At 75.0% G+C, this 19,875-nt stretch carries 12 protein-coding genes; 2 read left to right on the top strand and 10 right to left on the bottom strand.

What is annotated here, in order from left to right; genetic code table 11:
- Positions 1 to 127: 127 nt before the first annotated feature.
- From ACFVGO_RS11685 to ACFVGO_RS11675, 3 genes are all read right to left on the bottom strand, one after another.
- Positions 128 to 2,986, bottom strand: a complete 2,859-nt coding sequence (locus ACFVGO_RS11685; protein ID WP_380350188.1) for an ABC transporter permease — start codon at positions 2,984 to 2,986, stop codon at positions 128 to 130.
- Positions 2,983 to 3,747 (bottom strand): ABC transporter ATP-binding protein, encoded by a 765-nt coding sequence (locus ACFVGO_RS11680; RefSeq protein ID WP_359903474.1) that lies wholly within the window; start codon positions 3,745 to 3,747, stop codon positions 2,983 to 2,985. The genes ACFVGO_RS11685 and ACFVGO_RS11680 overlap by 4 nt, the downstream gene beginning before the upstream one ends.
- Before the next feature lie 71 nt (positions 3,748 to 3,818).
- Positions 3,819 to 4,445 (bottom strand): PadR family transcriptional regulator, encoded by a 627-nt coding sequence (locus ACFVGO_RS11675; RefSeq protein ID WP_359903477.1) that lies wholly within the window; start codon positions 4,443 to 4,445, stop codon positions 3,819 to 3,821.
- 79 nt (positions 4,446 to 4,524) lie between these two features.
- On the opposite strand from ACFVGO_RS11675, the gene ACFVGO_RS11670 reads away from it, so the two are divergent.
- Positions 4,525 to 5,496 (top strand): endonuclease/exonuclease/phosphatase family protein, encoded by a 972-nt coding sequence (locus ACFVGO_RS11670; RefSeq protein WP_359903480.1) that lies wholly within the window; start codon positions 4,525 to 4,527, stop codon positions 5,494 to 5,496.
- 16 nt (positions 5,497 to 5,512) lie between these two features.
- Here the strand turns inward: ACFVGO_RS11670 and ACFVGO_RS11665 are convergent, their stop codons facing one another.
- From ACFVGO_RS11665 to ACFVGO_RS11650, 4 genes are all read right to left on the bottom strand, one after another.
- Entirely contained in the window at positions 5,513 to 6,724 is a 1,212-nt protein-coding gene (locus ACFVGO_RS11665; RefSeq protein WP_380350181.1) for a PP2C family protein-serine/threonine phosphatase, read from the bottom strand.
- 191 nt (positions 6,725 to 6,915) lie between these two features.
- Positions 6,916 to 10,182, bottom strand: a complete 3,267-nt coding sequence (locus ACFVGO_RS11660; protein WP_380631445.1) for a UvrD-helicase domain-containing protein — start codon at positions 10,180 to 10,182, stop codon at positions 6,916 to 6,918.
- Positions 10,183 to 10,241: 59 nt separating this feature from the next.
- Positions 10,242 to 13,622 (bottom strand): ATP-dependent helicase, encoded by a 3,381-nt coding sequence (locus ACFVGO_RS11655; RefSeq protein WP_380631444.1) that lies wholly within the window; start codon positions 13,620 to 13,622, stop codon positions 10,242 to 10,244.
- A gap of 134 nt (positions 13,623 to 13,756) precedes the next feature.
- Complete coding sequence (locus tag ACFVGO_RS11650) at positions 13,757 to 14,107, bottom strand: MGMT family protein (RefSeq protein ID WP_380350175.1); 351 nt, start codon at positions 14,105 to 14,107, stop codon at positions 13,757 to 13,759.
- A gap of 135 nt (positions 14,108 to 14,242) precedes the next feature.
- Here ACFVGO_RS11650 and ACFVGO_RS11645 point away from each other — a divergent pair, with 135 nt between their 5' ends.
- Positions 14,243 to 17,020 (top strand): flippase-like domain-containing protein, encoded by a 2,778-nt coding sequence (locus ACFVGO_RS11645; protein ID WP_380631443.1) that lies wholly within the window; start codon positions 14,243 to 14,245, stop codon positions 17,018 to 17,020.
- 91 nt (positions 17,021 to 17,111) lie between these two features.
- On the opposite strand, the gene moeZ is transcribed toward ACFVGO_RS11645, so the two are convergent.
- The 3 genes from moeZ to ACFVGO_RS11630 form a co-directional block, all read right to left on the bottom strand.
- Entirely contained in the window at positions 17,112 to 18,290 is a 1,179-nt protein-coding gene (gene moeZ / locus ACFVGO_RS11640; RefSeq protein ID WP_359903497.1) for an adenylyltransferase/sulfurtransferase MoeZ, read from the bottom strand.
- A 228-nt stretch (positions 18,291 to 18,518) separates the two neighbouring features.
- Positions 18,519 to 19,508, bottom strand: coding sequence for an NAD-dependent epimerase/dehydratase family protein (locus ACFVGO_RS11635; protein ID WP_380350169.1), 990 nt, complete (start codon positions 19,506 to 19,508; stop codon positions 18,519 to 18,521).
- A gap of 136 nt (positions 19,509 to 19,644) precedes the next feature.
- Positions 19,645 to 19,875, bottom strand: a 231-nt coding sequence (locus tag ACFVGO_RS11630) for a hypothetical protein (RefSeq protein WP_380631442.1), incomplete at its 5' end; no start/stop codon positions are given.

Below are 19,875 nucleotides of genomic sequence, written 5' to 3'. Positions count from 1 at the left end.
GTCGGCACCCCCCCCACCCCCAGCGGAGAGGAGGAGGGGGGGGGGGGGAACACGGAGGGGGGGGGGGTGGGGGGGCGTGGGCCCCGGGGCCCGACGCGGCCCCCGGGCCCCCGGGGCGGCGCGGGCCTCAGCCCGAGCGGCGCAGCAGGGTGATCCGCGAGCGGGTCATCAGCGCCGCGAGCCCGGCCGCGAGCACCGGCAGCAGCAGCACGGTGGCGGCGATGGTGGGCCACGGGAAGACCAGGGCCGCCTTGCTGGCGATCTCCTCGGGGCTCATCCCGGGGTAGCTGCTCGCCGCGGCCTCGACCTTGCGCAGCGCCACTCCCGGCACCACGCCGCAGACCACACCGAGCAGGGCGCCCATCGCGGCGATCACCCCGCACTGGAAGCCGGACAGCGAGCGCCGGATGCGGGGCTCGGCGCCGACCGCCGCGAGGGTGGTCAGGTCGCGCTGGGAGTCGGCGGCGGCCAGTCCGGTCGCGATGCCGGCCGCGCCGAGGGCGACGATGCCGGCGAAGACGTTCAGACCGAACTGGATCAGCCCGGCCGGGGACTCGTAGCCGCGCTCGATCTTGAGCACGTCGTGGTCGACGAGCTTGGCCAGCGCGCCGTCGGCCTTCTGCTGGGCGGTGTCCGAGGGCATGGCGCCGGGCAGCCAGACGGAGCCGGCCGGGGCGGTGGAGAAGCCGAGCCGGGTGGCGGTGTCCTGGCTGACCACGGCCTGGGCCGCGGCGGGCAGCGCGGACTCGGCGAGGACGGCGTCCACGGTGATCTCGGTGATGACGGGCTTGCTCGCGGGGCCGTTCCCGCCGCCGATCACCGGACTGCTGTACCGGAGGAACGCCTTGCCGTCCTTGAGGTAGCGGGCGTCGAAGACCACGGCCTTGCCGGCGGCGAGGGCCCGGCCCGGGGCCGGGTCGGTGACTCCGAAGAGGTTGTGCAGCAGGGTGGCGTCCCCGGCCGTGACCTGGCTGAACGGGTTGCCCCGGCGGTGGTCCACCTGGCAGCGCTTGTCGGTGCTCATGACGTGCTCGCTCTCGGCCAGCGAGAGGGTGCCGCCCGTGTCCGTGAGCGGGCAGCGGTCCTCCTTGGGCAGCTCGACGCTGACGTAGCCGCAGTAGCTGCCCTCGGAGCAGTCGACCTTCGGCTGGACGCGCCGGACGTCGGCGCGCGGGCCGAGGTCGGGGATGCTGCGTTCGACGGCCTCGCGCATCTGCGGCAGCAGCTTGGCGTCGGACAGCCAGCCGTTGCCGAGGATGACGGCCCCGGACGGACCGGAGGCGGTGTACTCCAGCCGGTACTGCTCCTCGAAGCTGGCGATGTAGACGCTGACGGCCACGGAGCCGGCGACGGCGGCCATCACGGCGGCCACCGCGGGCGCGGTGCGGCCGCGGTGGCGCACCGAGTCGCGCAGGGCGAGCCGGGGGCCGAGCGGGAGCCAGCGGCCGAGCCGGCCGAACAGGCCGACCAGGTAGGGCACGAGGGCGACCATGCCGAGCTCGGCGAGGGCCGAGCCGCCGAGGACGGCGAAGCTGCGGTTGCCGACGCCGCTGGTGGCACCGGCCAGGGCGAGGGCGGCGCCGCCGCCGAGAGTCAGCAGTCCCGCGACGGCGAGCCTGCGGCTCGGCGGCTTGAGGGTGTCGCGGCCGGTGAGCGCGGCGACGACGTCCTGCCGGGAGGCCTGGACGGCGGGCACGACGGCGGCCAGCAGGCCGGTGACGAGCCCGACCATGAGGACGCCGAGCAGGTCGAGCGGCGGCAGGGCGAAGTGGGCGAAGCGCTGGCCGGAGCGCTCCTCGGCGGCGGTGCGCAGCAGGGCGACCAGGCCGATGCCGAGGCCCAGGCCGATCACGGCGCCGGTGATGCCGAGGACGATGCCGCCGCCGAGCACGACCGCGCGGACGTTGGCGCGCTCACCGCCGGCGGCGGCGAGCAGCCCGAGCTGCCGCCGGGAGCGCCGGGCGCCGACGGCGAAGGCGGGGCCCGCGAGGAGGACGATCTCCAGCAGGGCCATGCCGACGACGGTGGCGAGGATGACGATGTCGGTCCGGTTGAAGTAGCTGGGGCCGCTGCCGTCCTGCTTCTGGTCGACGAAGTAGGGGACGTCGGCACGGGCCGGCGGGTCGGCCAGCACGGCGCGCGAGGTCACCTGGAAGCCGTACCCGTTGAACTCCTTGACCTTCTGCCAGTCGATCGAGGCCCCGGCCGGGAGCTTGACCAGCCAGCGGGTGGTCTCGCCGGGGTCCTCGGTCGAGGCGTCGGAGCCGCCCGACGGCTTGGGGAGGCGGTCGAGCACGGTGCCGGGGCGGGCGGTGAGCTCGGTGGCCCGCAGTTCGCCGGGGTACTCGTAGACGCCGGTGATGGTGAAGGGGCTGTTCTCCAGACCGCGGACGGCGGTCCTGTCGCCGATCCTGAGCCCGGAGCGCTTGAGGAAGTCCCGGGTGACGGCGGCCTCGGTGTCGGCGGTGGGGGCCCGGCCCTGGAGGAGGTCGATCCGGCCCCGCCAGACCGGGTCGGTCAGGTCGGCCTCGCTGACCCGGGTGCTGATCAGGCCCTCGGAGCTGCTCGCGGCGGTGAACGGGCCGGTGAGCTCGGGCACCAGGGTGGCGCCGGCCGGGAGCAGTTGGCGGGCCAGTTCGTCGGGCGCGGTGTCGAGGGAGCGCTGCTGCGCGGGGGTGTACGTGGGGGCTTCGCCGGCCTTGGCGTCGTCCTTGGGGCTCTGGATGGTGAGCCCCTTCTCGGGGTCGGGCGCCTGCTTGACGGAGGAGCCGCGTTCGACGATGTGCACTTCGCCGACCGCCTGGCCCATGACCCGCGTCGCGTGTTCGGCGGGGGTGAGCTCGGCGCTGCGGAAGACCACGTCGGCACCGGTGACGCCGAGGACGGGCAGGGCGACCATGGCGATGACGAGGGCGCTGCGGCCCTTGGCGCGCAGGGCGTCACGGCGGGCGATGCGCAGGGCCACCCGCCAGGCGCTGAGCTTCACTCGTCCACCTTCAGGCTGTTGGTGGCGGCGCTGACGAGCAGGCTGGCGGCGTCCTGGCTGACGGACTCGTCGACCATCCGGCCGTCGCGCAGGAAGACGACCCGGTCGGCCCAGGCGGCGTGCCGGGCCTCGTGGGTGACCATCATGGCGGCGGCGCCGGCGTCGCAGCGGGCGCGCAGGACGGCGAGGACGGCCTCGCCGGTGGTGGAGTCGAGGGCGCCGGTGGGTTCGTCGGCGAGGACCAGGCGGCGGTCGCCGATCAGGGCGCGGGCGATGGCGACGCGCTGCTGCTGACCGCCGGACATGTCGTCGGGGAAGCGGTCGGCGAGTTCGGGGATGCCGAGCTCCTCCAGGGCGGCGAGGGCCTCGCGGCGGGCGGCGCGGGTGGACAGCCCGTCGAGTTCGCGCGGCAGCGAGATGTTCTCGGCGGCGGTGAGCGCCGGTATCAGGTTGTAGTCCTGGAAGACGTAGCCGACGGAGCGGCGGCGGACCCGGGCGAGCTTCTTGCGGTCGAGCTCGCCCAGGGCGACGCCCTCGACCAGGACCCGGCCGCCGCTCGGGGTGTCCAGGCCGCCGGCCAGGGTGAGCAGGGTCGACTTGCCGGAGCCCGAGGGGCCCATGACGGCGACGAACTCGCCGGGGTGGACCTTGAGGTCGACGCCGCGCAGGGCCTGGACCTCGGCGGCGCCGTGGCCGTGGACGCGGGTGACGTTCTCCAGGTGGAGCACCGGCGTCTGCCGGGCCTCTTGGGTGTGGGACATGGATTCCCCCCTCGTACTGGGTGTGCGCTCGGCGTCGGGGCCGAGCATGGTGGTTCGGTTGCCGCGGGGGCTCAGGCGCGCAGGCGGCGCCCGCGCCTGGCGGGCGCGGCGCCGTCGCGGGCGGCCTCGGCGGTGCGGGTCTGCAGGAGTTCGGCCTGCTGGGCGAGCCGGGTCTCGCAGTGGTCGAGCCAGCGGATCTCGGCTTCGGTCTGGAAGATGAGCTGGTCGAGGACGAGCAGCCAGGCCAGGTCGTTGCTGGCGGAGGGCGTGGCGCCGGGGCGCTTCTCCCCCGCGAGGGCGCGGCCCTTGAGCCGGGTGTAGTCCTGGAGCGCCTTGATGCTGTGCCGGCGCTGGCCCTGGACGACGGCGGAGACGTCGACCCCGGGGACGGTCACCGCCATGGCGAGCTTGATCGCCAGTTCGTCGCGCGGGGGGTTGGTCCGGGGCACCGGGGTGTCGAACCAGGTCCGCAGCTCTTCCCGGCCGGCGTCGGTGGCAGCGTAGAACTGGTGGCCCTCACCGTCCTCCCCCGCGGGCTCGACCAGCCCGTCGCGCTCCAGCCGCGACAGCGTGGTGTAGACCTGCCCGACGTTGAGCGGCCAGGTGGCGCCGGTGCGCGCCTCGAACTCGGTGCGCAGCTGGTAGCCGTAGCGAGGGCCCTGGTCGAGCAGGGCGAGCAGACCGTGACGGATGGACATACCGAGTATGTATACCCGGTATGCCCTACCGTCTCAAGCCGCGCCCACCCGGTCGGGGGAGCGGGTACCGTCGTGCGGTGTGAGCCACTTGCGCATCGCCACCTTCAACCTCCTGCACGGCCAGCCGCTCGCCCCGGACGGCACCCCGCGGCCCTACCCGTCCGACGCCGGCGAGCCGTTGGCCGACGCGGTGGCCGCGCTGGACGCCGACGTGCTGGCACTCCAGGAGGTCGACCGGTACCAGGCGCGCTCCGGCGGCACCGACCAGGCGGCGGTGGCCGCCGCGGCCATGGGCGCCAAGGACTGGCGCTTCGCCGCCGCCCTGCACGGCCGCCCGGCGCCGGTCGCGGGCTGGGTGCCGGAGCCGTCCGGGCCGGGAGGCCTGCGGGTGTACGGGCCCGGCGAGATGGGCGACGGCGCCCCGCCCTCGTACGGGACGGCACTGCTGACGCGGCTCCCGGTGCGGCACTGGCGCGCCCGGCGCTTCGCCCCGGCGCCGTTCGGGCTGCCGCTGCGGGTGGCCGGGCGGCGCGGACTGACCCCGGTGCCGGACGAGCCGCGGGCGGCGCTGGCGGCCGTCCTGGAGGGCGACCGCGGGCCGTTCACCGTGGTGGCGGCGCACCTGTCCTTCGTCCCCGGCTGGAACATGGCGCAGCTGGCCGGCATCCGGCGCTGGATCGCCGACCTGCCGCAGCCGTACCTGGTCCTGGGCGACTTCAACCTGGTCGGGGCCGTGCCCCGCACGGTGCTCGGCGGGGCGACGGCGCTGGAGCGCACCGCGCCGCGGGTGCGGGTGCGCGAGCTGCGGGCGGCCCGGCGGGCCCGGCCGGCCCTGACCGAGGCGCGCCGGCGCCGGGTGCGCGAGCCGCGCCCCCGCCTGCAGGGCTGGTACGACCTGGCGCGCACGCCGACCTACCCCTCGCACCGGCCCGCGGTGCAGTTCGACCACGTGCTGGGGATCGGTGTGCCGCGCACGGCGGTCGGGCCGGCGGCGGCGCCGCGCGCGACGGTGTCGGACCACCGCCCGCTGCTGGTCGAGGTGTCGTTGTAAGGGCGGCCCCGGACGCCTACTGGCGCGCCAGGACCCCGGCCTGCTGCGGGAGGTGGACGGTGGTGGCGGCCCGGGGCTCCCCCGGCCCGAGCGCGTGCGGGGGGTCGAACTGGAGCAGCAGCATGGCCGCGTCGTCGCCGAGCTGGCGCCCGACGTGGCGCACCACGTCCTCGTGCAGCCGCTGCAGGACGTCGGCCGGGCGGCCGGCCGCGCAGTGCGGGAAGCGTTCGGCGAGCGGGTAGAAGACGCCCGCGCGGTCACGGGCCTCGATCACCCCGTCGGTGAACAGCAGCACCCGGTCGTCGCCCTGGAGCAGCAGCCGGTGCACCGGCGGGCGGACGTCGACCGGGTCGAGGACGCCCAGCGGCGGTACGGTCTCGGCGAGTTCGAGCGGCCGGACCTCCCCGCCGCGCAGCAGCAGCGGGGCGGGATGACCGCAGTTGACGATCTCCGCGGCGCCGTCGGGCCCGACGCCGATCAGCACCAGGGTGACGAACTCCTCCTCCACGCCCGGGTGGTCGTTCTCGTGCAGGGCGCGGTCGAGGCTGACGGCCAGCCAGCCGGCCACCCGGTCCAGGGCGGCCTCCTGGTGGGCGGCCTCGCGGAAGGCCCCGAGCACGGCGGCGGCCGTCTCCACCGCGCCGAGGCCCTTGCCGCGCACGTCCCCGACCACCGCCCGCACCCCGTGCCGGGTGTTGACCACCTCGTAGAGGTCGCCGCCGATCCGGGCGTGCGCGGCGGCGGCCTCGTAGTGGACGGCCGCCCGGACGGTGCCGACCCGCTCGGGGACGGGCCGCAGCAGCACCCGGCGGGCGATCGAGGCGACCAGCTGGGCGTCGGCCAGCGCCCGTTCCTGGCGCAGCCTCAGGGTGGCGCTGACCCAGCCGATCGCGGCGACGAGCAGGATCGCGAAGACGCTGGCGGCGTGCACGGACTCGCCGAGCGTGTCGCCGCGGAAGGCCATCAGGAAGGCCGCCGCCTCGGTACCCAGACCGATGGCGAGCGGGTACCAGGTTCGGCGGCTGACCACGGCGGCCAGCGCGGGTACGGCGGTGAGGGCCGGTTCGACCGTCACCTCGGTGCCGCTGAGGTAGTCGAGGGCGACGATCAGCACCATGCCGAGGAACGGCAGCGCCAGCGCCGTCCTCGGCCAGGTGCCGGTCGCGCGCGGAGCGGGCCCCGGTGTCGGCCCGGTGAACCGCTCTCTGATCCATCCGGTCGCGCTCAACTTCGGTCTCTCCAGCAGAAGACGCCGATGCCCGAGGGCACCTGCGGTGATGACTGAGGGTCAGGGAATGCGGGCCTCGCTGGCGGCCGGAGTACGGGGGTTGACCGGTTACCGACCCCACAATAGGCGCGAAACGTGCATGACGCACAGGTTTCGGGCACTGGCATGATGACTTGGATGCTCTGCGTGACTCAATAGTCACTGTTCCCGATCAGGAGCCGTTCCAACTCTTTTCGGTCGGGAAGTCCTGCCGGACGGACGATCCGGCCACTGCGGACGTACAGGAACGACGCCGTGACCTGCTCGGGATCGACGCCCGCGTGCTCGGCCCAGGCCAGCCGGTAGACCGCGAGCTGCAACGGGTCGGCGGTCTCCTCCCGATGGGTTTTCCAGTCCACCACTTCGTAGCGTGACGCACCACCGGATTCCGACAACGCGTCATCCTCCCGGTAGACCGCGTCGATCCGTCCCCGCACCACCCGACCCGCCAGCACCAGCTGGAACGGCACCTCCACCCGGTGGGGCTTGCGCCGGGCGTACGGGGTGCGCAGGAACGCCTCCTTGAGCCGCTCCAGGTCCTGCTCGTCCTCGATGCCGTCGTCGTCGGCGCCGGGCAGCACGCCGGGCTCGACCAGCAGCAGCGGCTCGATCCGGGACTGCACCCAGGCGTGGAAGCGGGTGCCGCGCCGGGCCGCCGGCTGCGGGGGGCGCGGCATCGGGCGGGCCAGCTCGTGCGCGAAGCCGTCCGGGTCCGCGGCCAGCCGCAGCAGCTGGGTGGCGGACAGCGCGGCGGGCAGCGGCACGTCCCGCGCGGTGCGCCGGGACCGCTCCAACTCGCCCAGCAGCGCCGTCAGATCGCGGTCCCAGGAGGCGACCTGACGCTGGTCCTCGGGGGCCGTCTCCTCGGCTTCGGGGGCGGGCGCCCCCGCCACCCGGGCGCGCACCACCCCGGCGACCCGGCGGCGGGCGTGCTGGGCGGCCGGGTCCAGCGGCAGCGGCCAGGGACGCTCGACGGGGGCGGCCAGCGCCGGGTTCTCGGCGCCCTTCTCCGGCTGCTCGGCCCAGTGCTCGACCTCGCCCGCGCCGGGCCGCTCGCAGTGCTCGCGCAGCCGCTCCAGGAAGTCGGACGGGCCGCGGACGGTCTTCTGGCTCGGCCCCCACCAGTGCCCGGAGGCCAGCAGCAGCGACCTGGGCCGGGTGAACGCCACGTAGCCCAGGCGCAGTTCCTCGACGCCGGAGTGGTCGGCCAGCTCCCTCTTGAACGCCGCCATCGACTTCCCGTTCCACCCGCCGCGGACGTCGGGCAGAGTTTCGGCGTCGCCGCGCAGGGCGTGCGGGAGCACCCGCTTGGTGCTCGTCCAGCGTTCGCGCGGGCTCGACGAGGGGAACGCGCCCCGCACCAGACCGGGGACGGCCACCACGTCCCACTCCAGGCCCTTGGACTTGTGTGCGGTGAGCACCTTCACGGTGTCCTCGCCGCCGGGCAGGCTGCTGTCCAGGCCGCGGTCGTACTCCTGGGCGGCGCGCAGGAAGCCGAGGAAGGCGGCCAGGCCCGGGTCGCCGTCGAGGTCGGCGAAGGAGGCGGCGACGTCCAGGAAGGCGTACAGGGTCTCCCGCCGCCGGGCGGCCAGGGCCTGCGGGGAGGCGGCGAGTTCGACCTCCAGCCCGGTGACGGACAGCACCCGGTGCAGCACGTCCATCAGCGGGTCGGCGAGCGAGCGCCGCAGTTCGCGCAGCTCGACGGCGAGCCGGGCGAAACGCACCCGGGCCTCGGCGGAGAACGGCAGCTCGTCCGGCTTCCCCTCCTCACCGGCCGAGGGGTCCAGGAAGGTCTCCACCGCGTCGGCCAGCGAGACCACCTCGGTCGGATCGGCCTCGGCGACCGCCGCGGCCAGCGCCTCGACGCCCTCCGGCCGGTCGGTGCGCACCAGGTCGGCGGCCCGGCGGCCGAGCAGCGCGAGGTCGCGCGGGCCGATCCGCCAGCGCGGGCCGATCAGCAGGCGCACCAGCGCCGCGTTGGCGGTCGGGTCCTGCAGCACCTCGCAGACCGCCACCAGGTCGGCCACCTCGGGCAGCTGCAGCAGCCCGCCCAGGCCCACCACCTCGACCGGCACCTCCCGGGCGACCAGCGCGGCGTGGATGTCCGGGAAGGCCGCGCCGCCGCGGCACAGCACGGCGATCCGGCCGGGCGCGGTGCCGGTGCGCACCAGGTGCGCGATCGAGTCGGCCAGCCAGTCGACCTCCTCGGCGTGGGTGGGCAGCAGCGCCGCCCGCACGAAGCCGTCCCGCTCGGCGCCGGGGGCCGGGCGCAGCGCCTCCACGCCCTCGTGCATCTCCCGCAGCGGGGCGGCGAGTTCGTTGGCGAAGGCGAGCAGCCGGCCGCCGCTGCGGCGGTTCTCGCTGAGCGCGTAGCGGGCGGCGGGGCGGCCGTCGGCCTTCGGGAAGTGCCGGGGGAACTCGTCGAGGTTGGCCACGGAGGCGCCGCGCCAGCCGTAGATCGCCTGACAGGGGTCGCCGACGGCGGTCACCGGGTGGCCGCTGCCGGTGCGGGCGCCGTCGGAGGGGGCGCCGAACAGGCCCGCGAGCATCAGCCGCTGGGCGACCGAGGTGTCCTGGTACTCGTCCAGCAGCACCACCTTGAACTGGTCGCGCAGCAGCTCGCCGACCTCCGGGCGCTGCTGGGCCAGGCGGGCGGCGGCGGCGATCTGGTCGCCGAAGTCCATCAGCCCGGCGGAGCGCTTGCGGCGCCGGTAGTCCTCGACGAGGCGCAGCAGCTCCAGCCGGGCCCGGGCGGTGACCGGGACGGCCCGCAGGTCGTCGTTGGTCAACTTGACGGTGGCGAGGGTGTCCAGCAGCCGCTCGTCGAACTCGCGCAGGGTCTGCGGCTCGACCAGGTGCTCGGCGAGTTCGCCGTCCAGCGCGGCCAGGTCGGCGACCAGGTTGGAGAAGGTGCCGGTGAGGGCGGGGAACGGGCCGCGGGCGGTGCGCAGCACCTTGGCGGCGAGCTGGAAGCGGGTGGCGTCGGCGAGCAGCCGGACGTCCGGCTCGATGCCGATCCGCAGGCCGTGCTCCTTGAGCAGGCGCCCGGCGAAGGCGTGGTAGGTGGAGATCTCCGGGTCGCCGAGCGGCTCGGCGGCGGCCCGGTCGGCGGCCCTCCCCCAGTCCTCGTCCGGGGGCGCCCCCTGCCCGCCGAGACGCAGTGAGGCCCGCACGCGCTCGGAGAGCTCGCCGGCGGCCTTGTTGGTGAAGGTGAGGCCGAGCACCTCCTCGGGCCGTACGGCACCGGAGCCGACCAGCCAGACCACGCGGGCGGCCATCACCGTGGTCTTGCCGGAGCCGGCGCCGGCCACGATCACGGCCGGTTCCAGGGGGGCGCCGATGGCCGCCATCTGCTCCCGGTTGAACGGGATCCCCAGCAGCTCCTTGAGCTGGTTGGGATGGCTGAGCACGGCGGTCACCCCGCAACCGTAACCGGAGCGACGGACAAACCCCGCCCGGCCGTTCCCCGCCCGCCCCCCTACTCGACGAGTTGGGTGCCGTCGCGCTGGGCGGAGCAGCTGCGGCGGAAGGCGCAGCGGTCGCAGCCCGCGCCGGTCCGCGGGACGAAGCGCTCGGCGAGGACCTTCCCGGCCGCCTCGGCGAGCAGGTTCTCGATCCAGGGCTCGCCCTCCGGCGGCTCCTGCCGCTGCACCTTGGGGGCGTCCGAGGCGGCCTTGGCGGCGGGCTCGCGCAGGTGGACCAGTTCGGCGCCGCCGGTGTCCGGCGGGTGCCCGGTGAAGCCGGGCAGCTCGTTCAGGGCGCCGGCCCGGACGGCGAGCTGGTAGACGGCGAGCTGCTTGTGCTCGGGCAGCGACTTGTCGGTGGGTATCTGCTTGCCGGTCTTGAAGTCGACCACGTAGGCGCGCCCGGCCGCGTCCTTCTCCACCCGGTCCATCGAGCCGCGGATGCGCACCGCGACGCCGCCGACGTCGAGGGTGACGTCGAAGCCGTGCTCGGTGGCGACGAGGTCCCGGCCCCGCTCCAGGACGTGCCAGTTGAGGAAGCGCTCCAGGGCGGCGCGGGCCTCGGTCTTCTCCTGCTGGGACTTCCAGGGCGCGTCGAAGGCCAGCGCGTCCCAGACGGTGTCCAGCCGCTCCATGAGCACGGCGAGGTCGGCCGGGGTGCGGCCGGAGCCGACCTCGTCGGCGAGGGCGTGCACCACGTTGCCGAAGCCCTGGGCGGCCGAGCCCGCGCCGCGCGCCTTGACCTCCTTGTCCAGGAACCACTGCAGGGAGCAGCTCTCCAGCTGTTCCAGCCCGCTGCCGGACAGCCGGACCGGCACGTCGGCGCTGCGCAGCGGTTCGGGGGCGGTGGTGGGGTCGTCCAGGCCCCACCACCGCTCGGGCTGGGCGGCGGGCACCAGCGGCAGCCCGTCCTCGTCGGTGGCGGCGGCCAGGGTGGCGAGCCGTTCGGCGGCGGCGCGGCGCAGTTCGGGCGAGCGGGCGGGGTCGACGGTGACGGCGCGCAGTTCGGCGACCAGTGCGGCGACGGACAGCGGGCGGCGCGGGCGGTGGGTGACGTCCTCGACGGTGACCGGCGGGGTGCGGCGGACCACCTTGCCGGTCCGGGGGTCGACGTCCTCGCGGTAGAGCTCGCGCAGGAAGCGGGACGGTTCGTCGCCGTCGTCGGCGGGAGCCTTGACGGCGGTGACGATCAGCCGCTCCTTGGCGCGGGTCGCGGCGACGTAGAAGAGCCGGCGCTCCTCGCCGAGCAGGGCGCCCGGGGAGAGCGGTTCGGCGAGGCCGTCGCGGCCGATCCGGTCGGCCTCCAGCAGGGAGCCGCGGCGGCGCAGGTCGGGCCAGAGGCCGTCCTGGACCCCGGCCACCACGACCAGGCGCCACTCCAGGCCCTTGGAGCGGTGGGCCGTCATCAGGCGCACCGCCTCGGGGCGCACCGCCCGGACGGTGAGGGTGTCGGCGGCGATGTCCTGGGCTTCGAGTTCGGCGAGCAGGTCCAGGGCGCTGCGGTGGCCGGTGACCTGCTCCTCGGCCCGGGCCGCGGTCTCGAACAGGGCGCACAGCGCGTCCAGGTCGCGGTCGGCGTTGCGGCCGGCCGCGCCGCCGCGCAGGGCGGCCCGTTCCAGCCGCTCGCGCCAGCGCCGGCTGCCGTCCCACAGCTCCCAGAGCGCCTCCTCGGCGGTGCAGCCGCCGGCCAGCTGTTCGCGGACCTTGCGCAGCAGGGTGCCGAGGTCGCGGGCGCGGCGGGCGTGCGCGGGGTCGAGGGCGACGAGGCGCTCGGGTTCGGCGAGGGCCTCGCGGATCAGCTCGGCGGCCGGGCGCGGGACGGCGGCGGCGCGGGGGCCTGTCTTCAACCGCCCGTCGTCCGCCCCGCAGGCGGGAGTTTGAAGACGGGCCCCGGCGTCGGCGCGCAGCGCGGCGCGTTCCTCCTCGCGCAGGGCGCGGCCGAGCCGGCGCAGGTCGGAGCCGTCGAGGCCGCCGAGCGGGCCGGTGAGCAGGGCGTGCGCCACGTCGGTGGTGAGCGGGTCGGGGGCGTCCGGGTCGCCCTGCTTGTCCCGGGCGGCCTGCTCGGCGCAGGCCCGCAGGGCGAGCAGCAGCTGGGCGACGGCCGGCTCCTCGCGCAGCGGCAGGTCGTCGCCGTCGATCTCCAGCGGGACGCCGGCCGCGCCGAGCGCCCGCCGCACGCCGGGGATGGAGCGGGCGCCGGCCCGGACGAGCACGGCCATCTCGCCCCAGGGCACGCCGTCCTCCAGGTGGGCGCGGCGCAGCAGGTCGGCGATCGAGTCCAGCTCGGCGCCGGGGGTCGGGTAGGTGTAGACCTCGACCCTGCCGCCCTCACGGGAGGGCAGCAGGGCGCGGTGCTGGGCGAGCTTGTCGGCGGGCAGCCGGCCCATCGGCATCCGGCGGGCGACTTCCCGGGAGGCGGCGAGCAGCACGGCGCCGGAGCGGCGGGACACCCGCAGCACCTTGACCTCGGCGGGGCTGCCGTCGGCCCGCCGGAAGGCCTGCGGGAAGTCGAGGATGCCGTTGATGTCGGCGCCGCGGAAGGCGTAGATCGACTGGTCCGGGTCGCCGACCGCGACGAGGTCGCGCCCGCCGCCGGCCAGCTGGCGCAGCAGCCGGACCTGGGAGGGGTCGGTGTCCTGGTACTCGTCGACGAAGACGACCTCGTAGCGCCGCCGCAGCTGCTCGCCGACCTCGGGGCGCTCGGCGAGCAGCACGGCGCGGTGGACGAGCTCGGCGTAGTCGAGGACGCCGCGCAGGTCGAGGACGTCGAGGTAGTCGGCCAGGAAGTGCGCGGCGGCGGCCCAGTCGGGGCGCTGGACGCCCTGCGCGAAGCGTTCCAGTTCGGCTTCACCGAGGCCGAGTTCGCGGCTGCGGGCGAGGACGGCGCGGACCTCGTCGGCGAAGCCGCGGGTGGTCAGGCAGGCCCGCAGGTCCAGCGGCCACTCGATGCGGGTGCTGCCGTGCTTGGCGTCCTCGGCGCCGCCGGCCAGCAGCTCGCGGACCATGACGTCCTGCTCGGGGCCGGAGAGCAGCCGCAGCGGCTCGGCGTAGTCCGCCGGGTCCTGGTGGGCGCGCAGCAGGGCGTAGCAGAAGGAGTGGAAGGTGGTGGCCTGCGGGGCGGCGGCCGAGCCGCCGAGCCGGCCGGACATCCGGTCGCGCAGCTCGGTGGCGGCCTTGCGGCTGAAGGTGAGGACGAGGATCCGCTCGGGGTCGGTGCCGTCCTCGATCCGCCGGGCGACCGCCTCGACCAGGGTGGTGGTCTTGCCCGTGCCCGGTCCGGCCAGCACCAGCAGCGGCCCGCCGGTGTGCTCGACCACGGCGCGCTGGTAGGCGTCCAGCACGGGTGGGTCGGGCTGGACGAGCGGGCTGCGCACGAGCCGGTAGGGGGAGCTCACGAACTGGTCCTGGGGGTCGAACGGTGGGGCACGGCGGAGGCGGACCCGTCGGGCCCGCCCGTACCGAGCCTACGATCCTGCCCCGTCATTCCCGTCCGCGCGGCGGTTTCGGCACAATGCGACCCGGGCCGGGCCTACGCCTGCGCGCCGTCCCAGCGGGCCCGCTTCAGGTCGACCCGGGGCGGGTCGGCGAGTTCGCGCAGCGGGGTGCCCTCGTCGCCGTAGTGGGCGAGGGCGCGCTGCTCGTGCCCGGGCAGCAGGCGGCCGTCCGCGCGGATCACCCGCCACCAGGGCACCGAGCCGCCGTACAGTGCCATCACCCGGCCGACCTGCCGGGGGCCGCCCTGGCCGAGGTACTCGGCGACGTCGCCGTAGGTCATCACCCTGCCGGGTGGAATCCGCTCGGTCAGGTCGAGCACCAGTTCGGCGAACGGCGGCAGGGCGTCCGGAAGACCGTCGTGTGTTGCGTCCGTCACCTGCGGCATTCTTCCTTACAGGGGCGCGTCCGTGGCCCGGTGCGTACGATCCGCCGCGCCCGATCCGCCCCCTGTCCCGCACGGGACGCCGGGGCATGCCACCATCTTCCGGGGCGGTGAGTGGTGATACGAGGACAAGACCAGATGACCGGGACGGCTGACGTGGGCGTGGACAAGGACTCCGACGAGTCCGCCTCCGCCGTGCCGTCGACGCCCGGGAACGAGAGCGAAGGCCGGCCCGAACCGGGCCCGACGCCGGAAGTCTCCCTGATCAAGGACCGAACGATCAAGACCCCCGCGCCCGCGAAGGCCCCCGAACAGCCCGGCCCTCCCGCGGCCGAGACCACCTCGGCCCCGGAGCCGGCGCTCCCGACGACCCCTGCCGTCCCGTCCGAGGACACCCGGCCGCCGGACCACGAGCCGGCGGACCACGACCCGCTGGACGAGGCCCCGCACCTGGACGTCGACGAGCCGCTGCTCGCCGCCCGCGCGCACCGCCCGTCCGACCTGATCCGCTTCCTGGCCGGCGTCCTCGGGATAGTCGCCGTCTTCGTGCTGGCCGGCATCGCCACCGGGACCACCAGCGGCATCGAACAGGACATCGCCTCCAACGCGCCGCACTTCTCCGCGGTGTTCTCCACCATCACCGGCCTGCTCTCCAGCGTCGCGGTGCTCGCCGTGCCGCTGGCCTTCGCCGTCGAACGGCTGATCAAACGCGACGGCCTGCGGGTCGCCGACGGCGTGCTCGCCTCGGTGCTGGCGTACGGCGTCTCGCTCGGCATCGACTGGTGGGTGGCCGAGGGCGCCTCCGAGCACACCCGGGACGCGCTGACCAGGCTGCCCCTGGACAGCAACGGCACCCTCACCGACCCGGTGCACGGCTACCTCGCCCCGGTGATCGCCTACATGACCGCCGTCGGCATGTCGAGCAGACCCCGCTGGCGGGTCGCCCTGTGGGTGGTGGTGGTCTTCAGCGGGGTCACCGAGCTGCTCGGCGGCTACACCACCCCGCTGTCGCTGATGCTCACCGTGCTGATCGGCTGGTCCGTCGCCTACGGCACGCTGTACGCGATCGGCTCCCCCAACATCCGGCCCACCGGCCAGCACCTGATGATCGGCCTGCGCAAGGTCGGCTTCACCCCGGCCGGCGCCGTGCGCGCCCCCGACGCCCCCGGCGGCACCCGCCGCTACCACGTCACCCAGCAGGGCGGGCCCCCGCTGGACGTGCACATCATCGACCGCGAGCAGCAGGCCTCCGGCTTCTTCTACCGGGCCTGGCGGCGGCTGCGGCTGCGCTCGGTCGCGGTGCGCCGCAGCCCCCAGTCGCTGCGCCAGGCGCTGGAGCAGGAGGCCCTGATCGCGTACGCGGCGGCCGCCTCGGGCGCCCGCGCGCCGCAGCTGGTCGCCACCTCCGAGCTCGGCCCGGACGCCGCGATCCTGGTGTACGAGAACGTCGAGGGCCGCACCCTGGACGAGCTGGCCGACGAGGAGGTCACCGACCCGGTGATGGCCTCGGTCTGGCAGTCGGTGGCCGCCCTGCACGAGCGCCGGATCGCCCACCGCCGGCTGACCGGCGAGTCGCTGCTGGTGGTGGACGAGCGCACCGGCTGCCTGGTCAACCTCTCCGGCGGCGACATCGCCGCCACCGACCTGACGCTGCGCATCGACGTCGCCCAGCTGCTCACCACCTTCGCGCTGCGGATCGGCCCGGAGCGCGCCGTCGCCACCGCCAACGCGGTGCTCGGCGCCGAGCGGGTCGCCCAGGCGCTGCCGCTGCTCCAGCCGGTCGGGATGAGCCGCTCCACCCGGGTCGACCTCGCCAAGCTCACCAAGGAGCGCAAGACCGCCGCCCGGGCCAGGGCGCTGGAGCAGGTCGCCGCCGGCGAGCGCACCCAGCAGCAGGCCGAGGAGGACATCGCGGTGGCCGGCGAGGACCTGCTGAGCCGCATCCGCGGCCAGATCCTCCAGATCGCCCCCGAGGCCCCGATGGCCCCGGTCAAGCTGGAACGGCTGAAGCCGAAGAGCCTGATCATGGTGATCGCGCTGACCTTCGCCGCGTACCTGGCCCTGACCACCATCAAGCCGGCCCAGCTGAAGCTCTCCCAGATGAACTGGGCCTGGGCCGCGGCCGCCCTGCTCGCCGCCGCCTTCAGCTACGTCGCCGCCGCGATGAGCCTGACCGGCTTCGTCCCCGAGCGGCTGCCGTTCCGGCGCACCGTCGCCGCCCAGCTGGCCGGCTCCTTCGTCAAGCTGGTCGCCCCCGCCGCGATCGGCGGCATCGCGCTCAACACCCGGTACCTGCAGCGGGCCGGCATCCGCTCCGGCCAGGCGGTGGCCTCGGTCGGCGCCTCCCAACTGGCGGGCCTGGCCGGGCACCTGCTGCTGCTGTTCAGCTTCGGCCTGATCACCGGCAGCCAGACCAACGGCGACCTCTCCGCCTCCCGCGCGGTGATCATCGGCGTGCTGAGCGCCGCCGTGCTCGCCCTGGTGGTGGCCGCCGTCGCGCCGCTGCGCCGGTTCGTGCTGGGCCGGCTGCGCTCGCTGTTCTTCGGCGTGGTGCCGCGGATGCTCGACCTGATGCAGACGCCCAGCAAGCTCGTCACCGGCTTCGGCGGCATCCTGCTGCTGACCCTCTCCTTCACCGCCTGCCTGGACTTCTCGGTGCAGGCCTTCGGCGGCGACGTCAGCTTCTCGGCCGTCGCGGTGGTCTTCCTGACCGCCAACGCGGCCGGCTCGGCGATCCCCACCCCCGGCGGCATCGGCCCGGTCGAGGTCGCCCTGATCGGCGCCCTGACCGTCGCCGACGTCTCCCCCACGATCGCCACGCCGGCGGTCTTCCTCTACCGGGCGCTCACCTTCTGGCTGCCGGTGCTGCCGGGCTGGATCGCCTACAACGTGCTCCAGCGCAAGAAGGCGCTCTGAGCCGCCCCGGGCGCCGCCGACCTCCCCGCGCGCACCGGAGGACGGAAAAGGGCCCGCCGGACGGCGGGCCCTTCCACGGTGGGGGCGTCGGTCAGTAGACCGGCTTGTGCGGCTCGATCTGGTTCACCCAGCCGAGCACGCCGCCGCCCAGGTGCACGGCGTTGCCGAAGCCGGCGGCCTTCACCACGGCCAGCACCTCGGCCGAGCGCACGCCCGACTTGCAGTGCAGCACGATCTTCCGGTCCTGCGGCAGCTTCTCCAGCGCGTCGCCCATCAGGAACTCGTTCTTCGGGATCAGCACCGCGCCGGGGATGTTGACGATCTCGTACTCGCCGGGCTCGCGGACGTCGATGAGGTAGATGTCCTCCTTGTCGTCCTGCCACTGCTTGAGCTGCTGCGAGGTGATGGTCGAACCGGCGGCGGCGGCCTGCGCCTCCTCCGACACGACGCCGCAGAAGGCCTCGTAGTCGATCAGCTCGGTGACCGTCGGGTTCTCGCCGCAGACGGCGCAGTTCGGGTCCTTGCGGACCTTCACCTGGCGGTAGTTCATCTCCAGGGCGTCGTAGATCACCAGCCGGCCGACCAGCGGGTCGCCGATGCCGGCGAGCAGCTTGATCGCCTCGTTGACCTGGATCGAGCCGATGGACGCGCACAGCACGCCCAGCACGCCGCCCTCGGCGCAGGAGGGGACCATGCCCGCCGGCGGGGCCTCCGGGTAGAGGCAGCGGTAGCAGGGGCCGTGCTCGGCCCAGAACACGCTGGCCTGGCCGTCGAAGCGGTAGATCGAGCCCCACACGTACGGCTTGCCGAGCAGCACCGCGGCGTCGTTCACCAGGTAGCGGGTGGCGAAGTTGTCGGTGCCGTCCACGATCAGGTCGTAGCCGGAGAAGATCTCCATGACGTTGGAGTTGTCGAGGCGCTCCTCGTGCAGCACCACGTCGACGTACGGGTTGATCTCCTTGACCGAGTCGCGGGCCGACTCCGCCTTGGACCGGCCGACGTCCGACTGGCCGTGGATCACCTGGCGCTGCAGGTTCGACTCGTCGACCACGTCGAACTCGACGATGCCCAGCGTGCCGACACCGGCGGCGGCCAGGTACAGCAGGGCCGGCGAGCCGAGGCCGCCGGCGCCGACGCACAGCACCTTGGCGTTCTTCAGCCGCTTCTGCCCCGCCATGCCCACGTCCGGGATGATCAGGTGGCGGGAGTACCGGCGGACCTCGTCAACGGTGAGCTCGGCGGCCGGCTCGACCAGGGGTGGCAACGACACGGGGACTCCGATGGGTCTTGTTCGGGTGGCCAGGGCCAACCGCGCTGCGGGTTGCTGCTCCGCCACTCGGGTGGCTGTCTAGGCCAACAGTGTCACGCCCCGTCGCTATTCCGAGACAGCTCGTCCGATGGGCGAGACGGGCGGCACCGGATCGTGGAACCGGCGGCGGGGCCCCGGAAAGGCGCCCCGAGCCCGTGGTTGACGGGCCCGGGGCACCGCTCGGCACGCTCACACCCGGCAGGCCGTCTCCAGCCACACGTCGCCCAGCGACTCCTCCAGCGGCACCTGCGTCCGCCATCCGAGACGGTCCCGGGCGGTGCGCACGTCCGCCTGCCGCCACGGCACCGGCTCGCCCGGCACCGCCCGGCCCTCCGGGCGGTGCCCCTCCGGCCGGTGACCCGGCAGGTGGTGGCCGGGCAGGTGGTCGCCGCCCGCCCCGGCGGCCTGCGCGGGCAGCAGGACCTGCCGGTTCTCCTCGACGATCTGCCCCTCGAAGCCCGAGGCCCGCACCAGCAGCTGGGCCGCGTCCCGGGCCCGCACGGCGTGCCCGCTGCCGATGTTGATCACCCCGGTGGCGGCCGACACCGCGGCCGCCCGGATGGCCCGCGCGACGTCCCGCACGTCCACGAAATCCCGGTATCCGGACAGGTCCGGCATCCGCACCTGGTGCTCGTCCCGCTCCAGCGCCCGCCGCAGGCCCTCGGCCAGCCGCCCGAACAGCGAGGCGGTCGGCGCCCCCGGGCCCACCACGTCGAAAACCCGCAGCACCGCCGCGTCCAGGCCGGAGGCCAGCACCAGCTCCGTCCCGGCCAGCTTGGACACCCCGTACGGGCCGACCGGCCGCGGCTCGGCCTGCTCGGACACCGGCACCCCGCCGGGCACCGGCCCGTACTCGGCGGCCGAGCCGACGTGCACCAGCCGGGCCGGCTCCCGGCTGCGCCGGATGGCCTCGCAGACGGTCGCGACGGCCAGCGTGTTCGACCGGATCAGGGTGCGCGAGCTGCCGTAGGTGGCGCCCGCGCAGTTGATCACCACCTGCGGCGCGACCGCGTCCAGGAACCGGGCCAGCGCGCCCGGGCTCCCCGTGGTCAGGTCGAAGCGGATGTCGGCCGAGTCGCGCCGGCCGAGCACCGTCACCTGCAACTCCTGGTCCATCAGCAGACGATCGGTGACCCGGCGGCCGATGAAGCCGTCGGCGCCCAGCAGCAGCACCCTCATCGGGGGTGTCCTTCCACGAAGCCAGTTCGGGACGACCTGGCGGACTGAGTTCAACGAACGGGACGAGAGCGGGGATCACGCGGCGGATCCCCGCGGTGGAGCGACGGAGCGGGTGGACGGTGTCGGCGGACGGCACTCAGCGGTGCGAGCCGGCCCGGCCGAGCACCGCCCCGGCGTACGCCAGCAGCGCCGCCGCGACGGTGCCGCCGCCGAGCAGCCAGGCCTCCGGGGCGGAGCGCCCCAGGGCGAGCGGCCCGAGCACCGCGGCGGCCCCGGCCGACGCCCCCGCCGCGGCGGCGGCCGTCCGGCCGCACCGCGCCAGCAGCACCGGCAGCACCAGCAGCAGGCCCAGCACGCCCTGCGCCGC

Origin of the sequence: Kitasatospora sp. NPDC057738, assembly GCF_042798815.1 — a bacterium.
Classification (GTDB): domain Bacteria; phylum Actinomycetota; class Actinomycetes; order Streptomycetales; family Streptomycetaceae; genus Kitasatospora; species Kitasatospora lactacystinica.
Note: the sequence above shows the minus strand (reverse complement) of the source record. Positions and strands in the feature narration are given on the sequence as shown.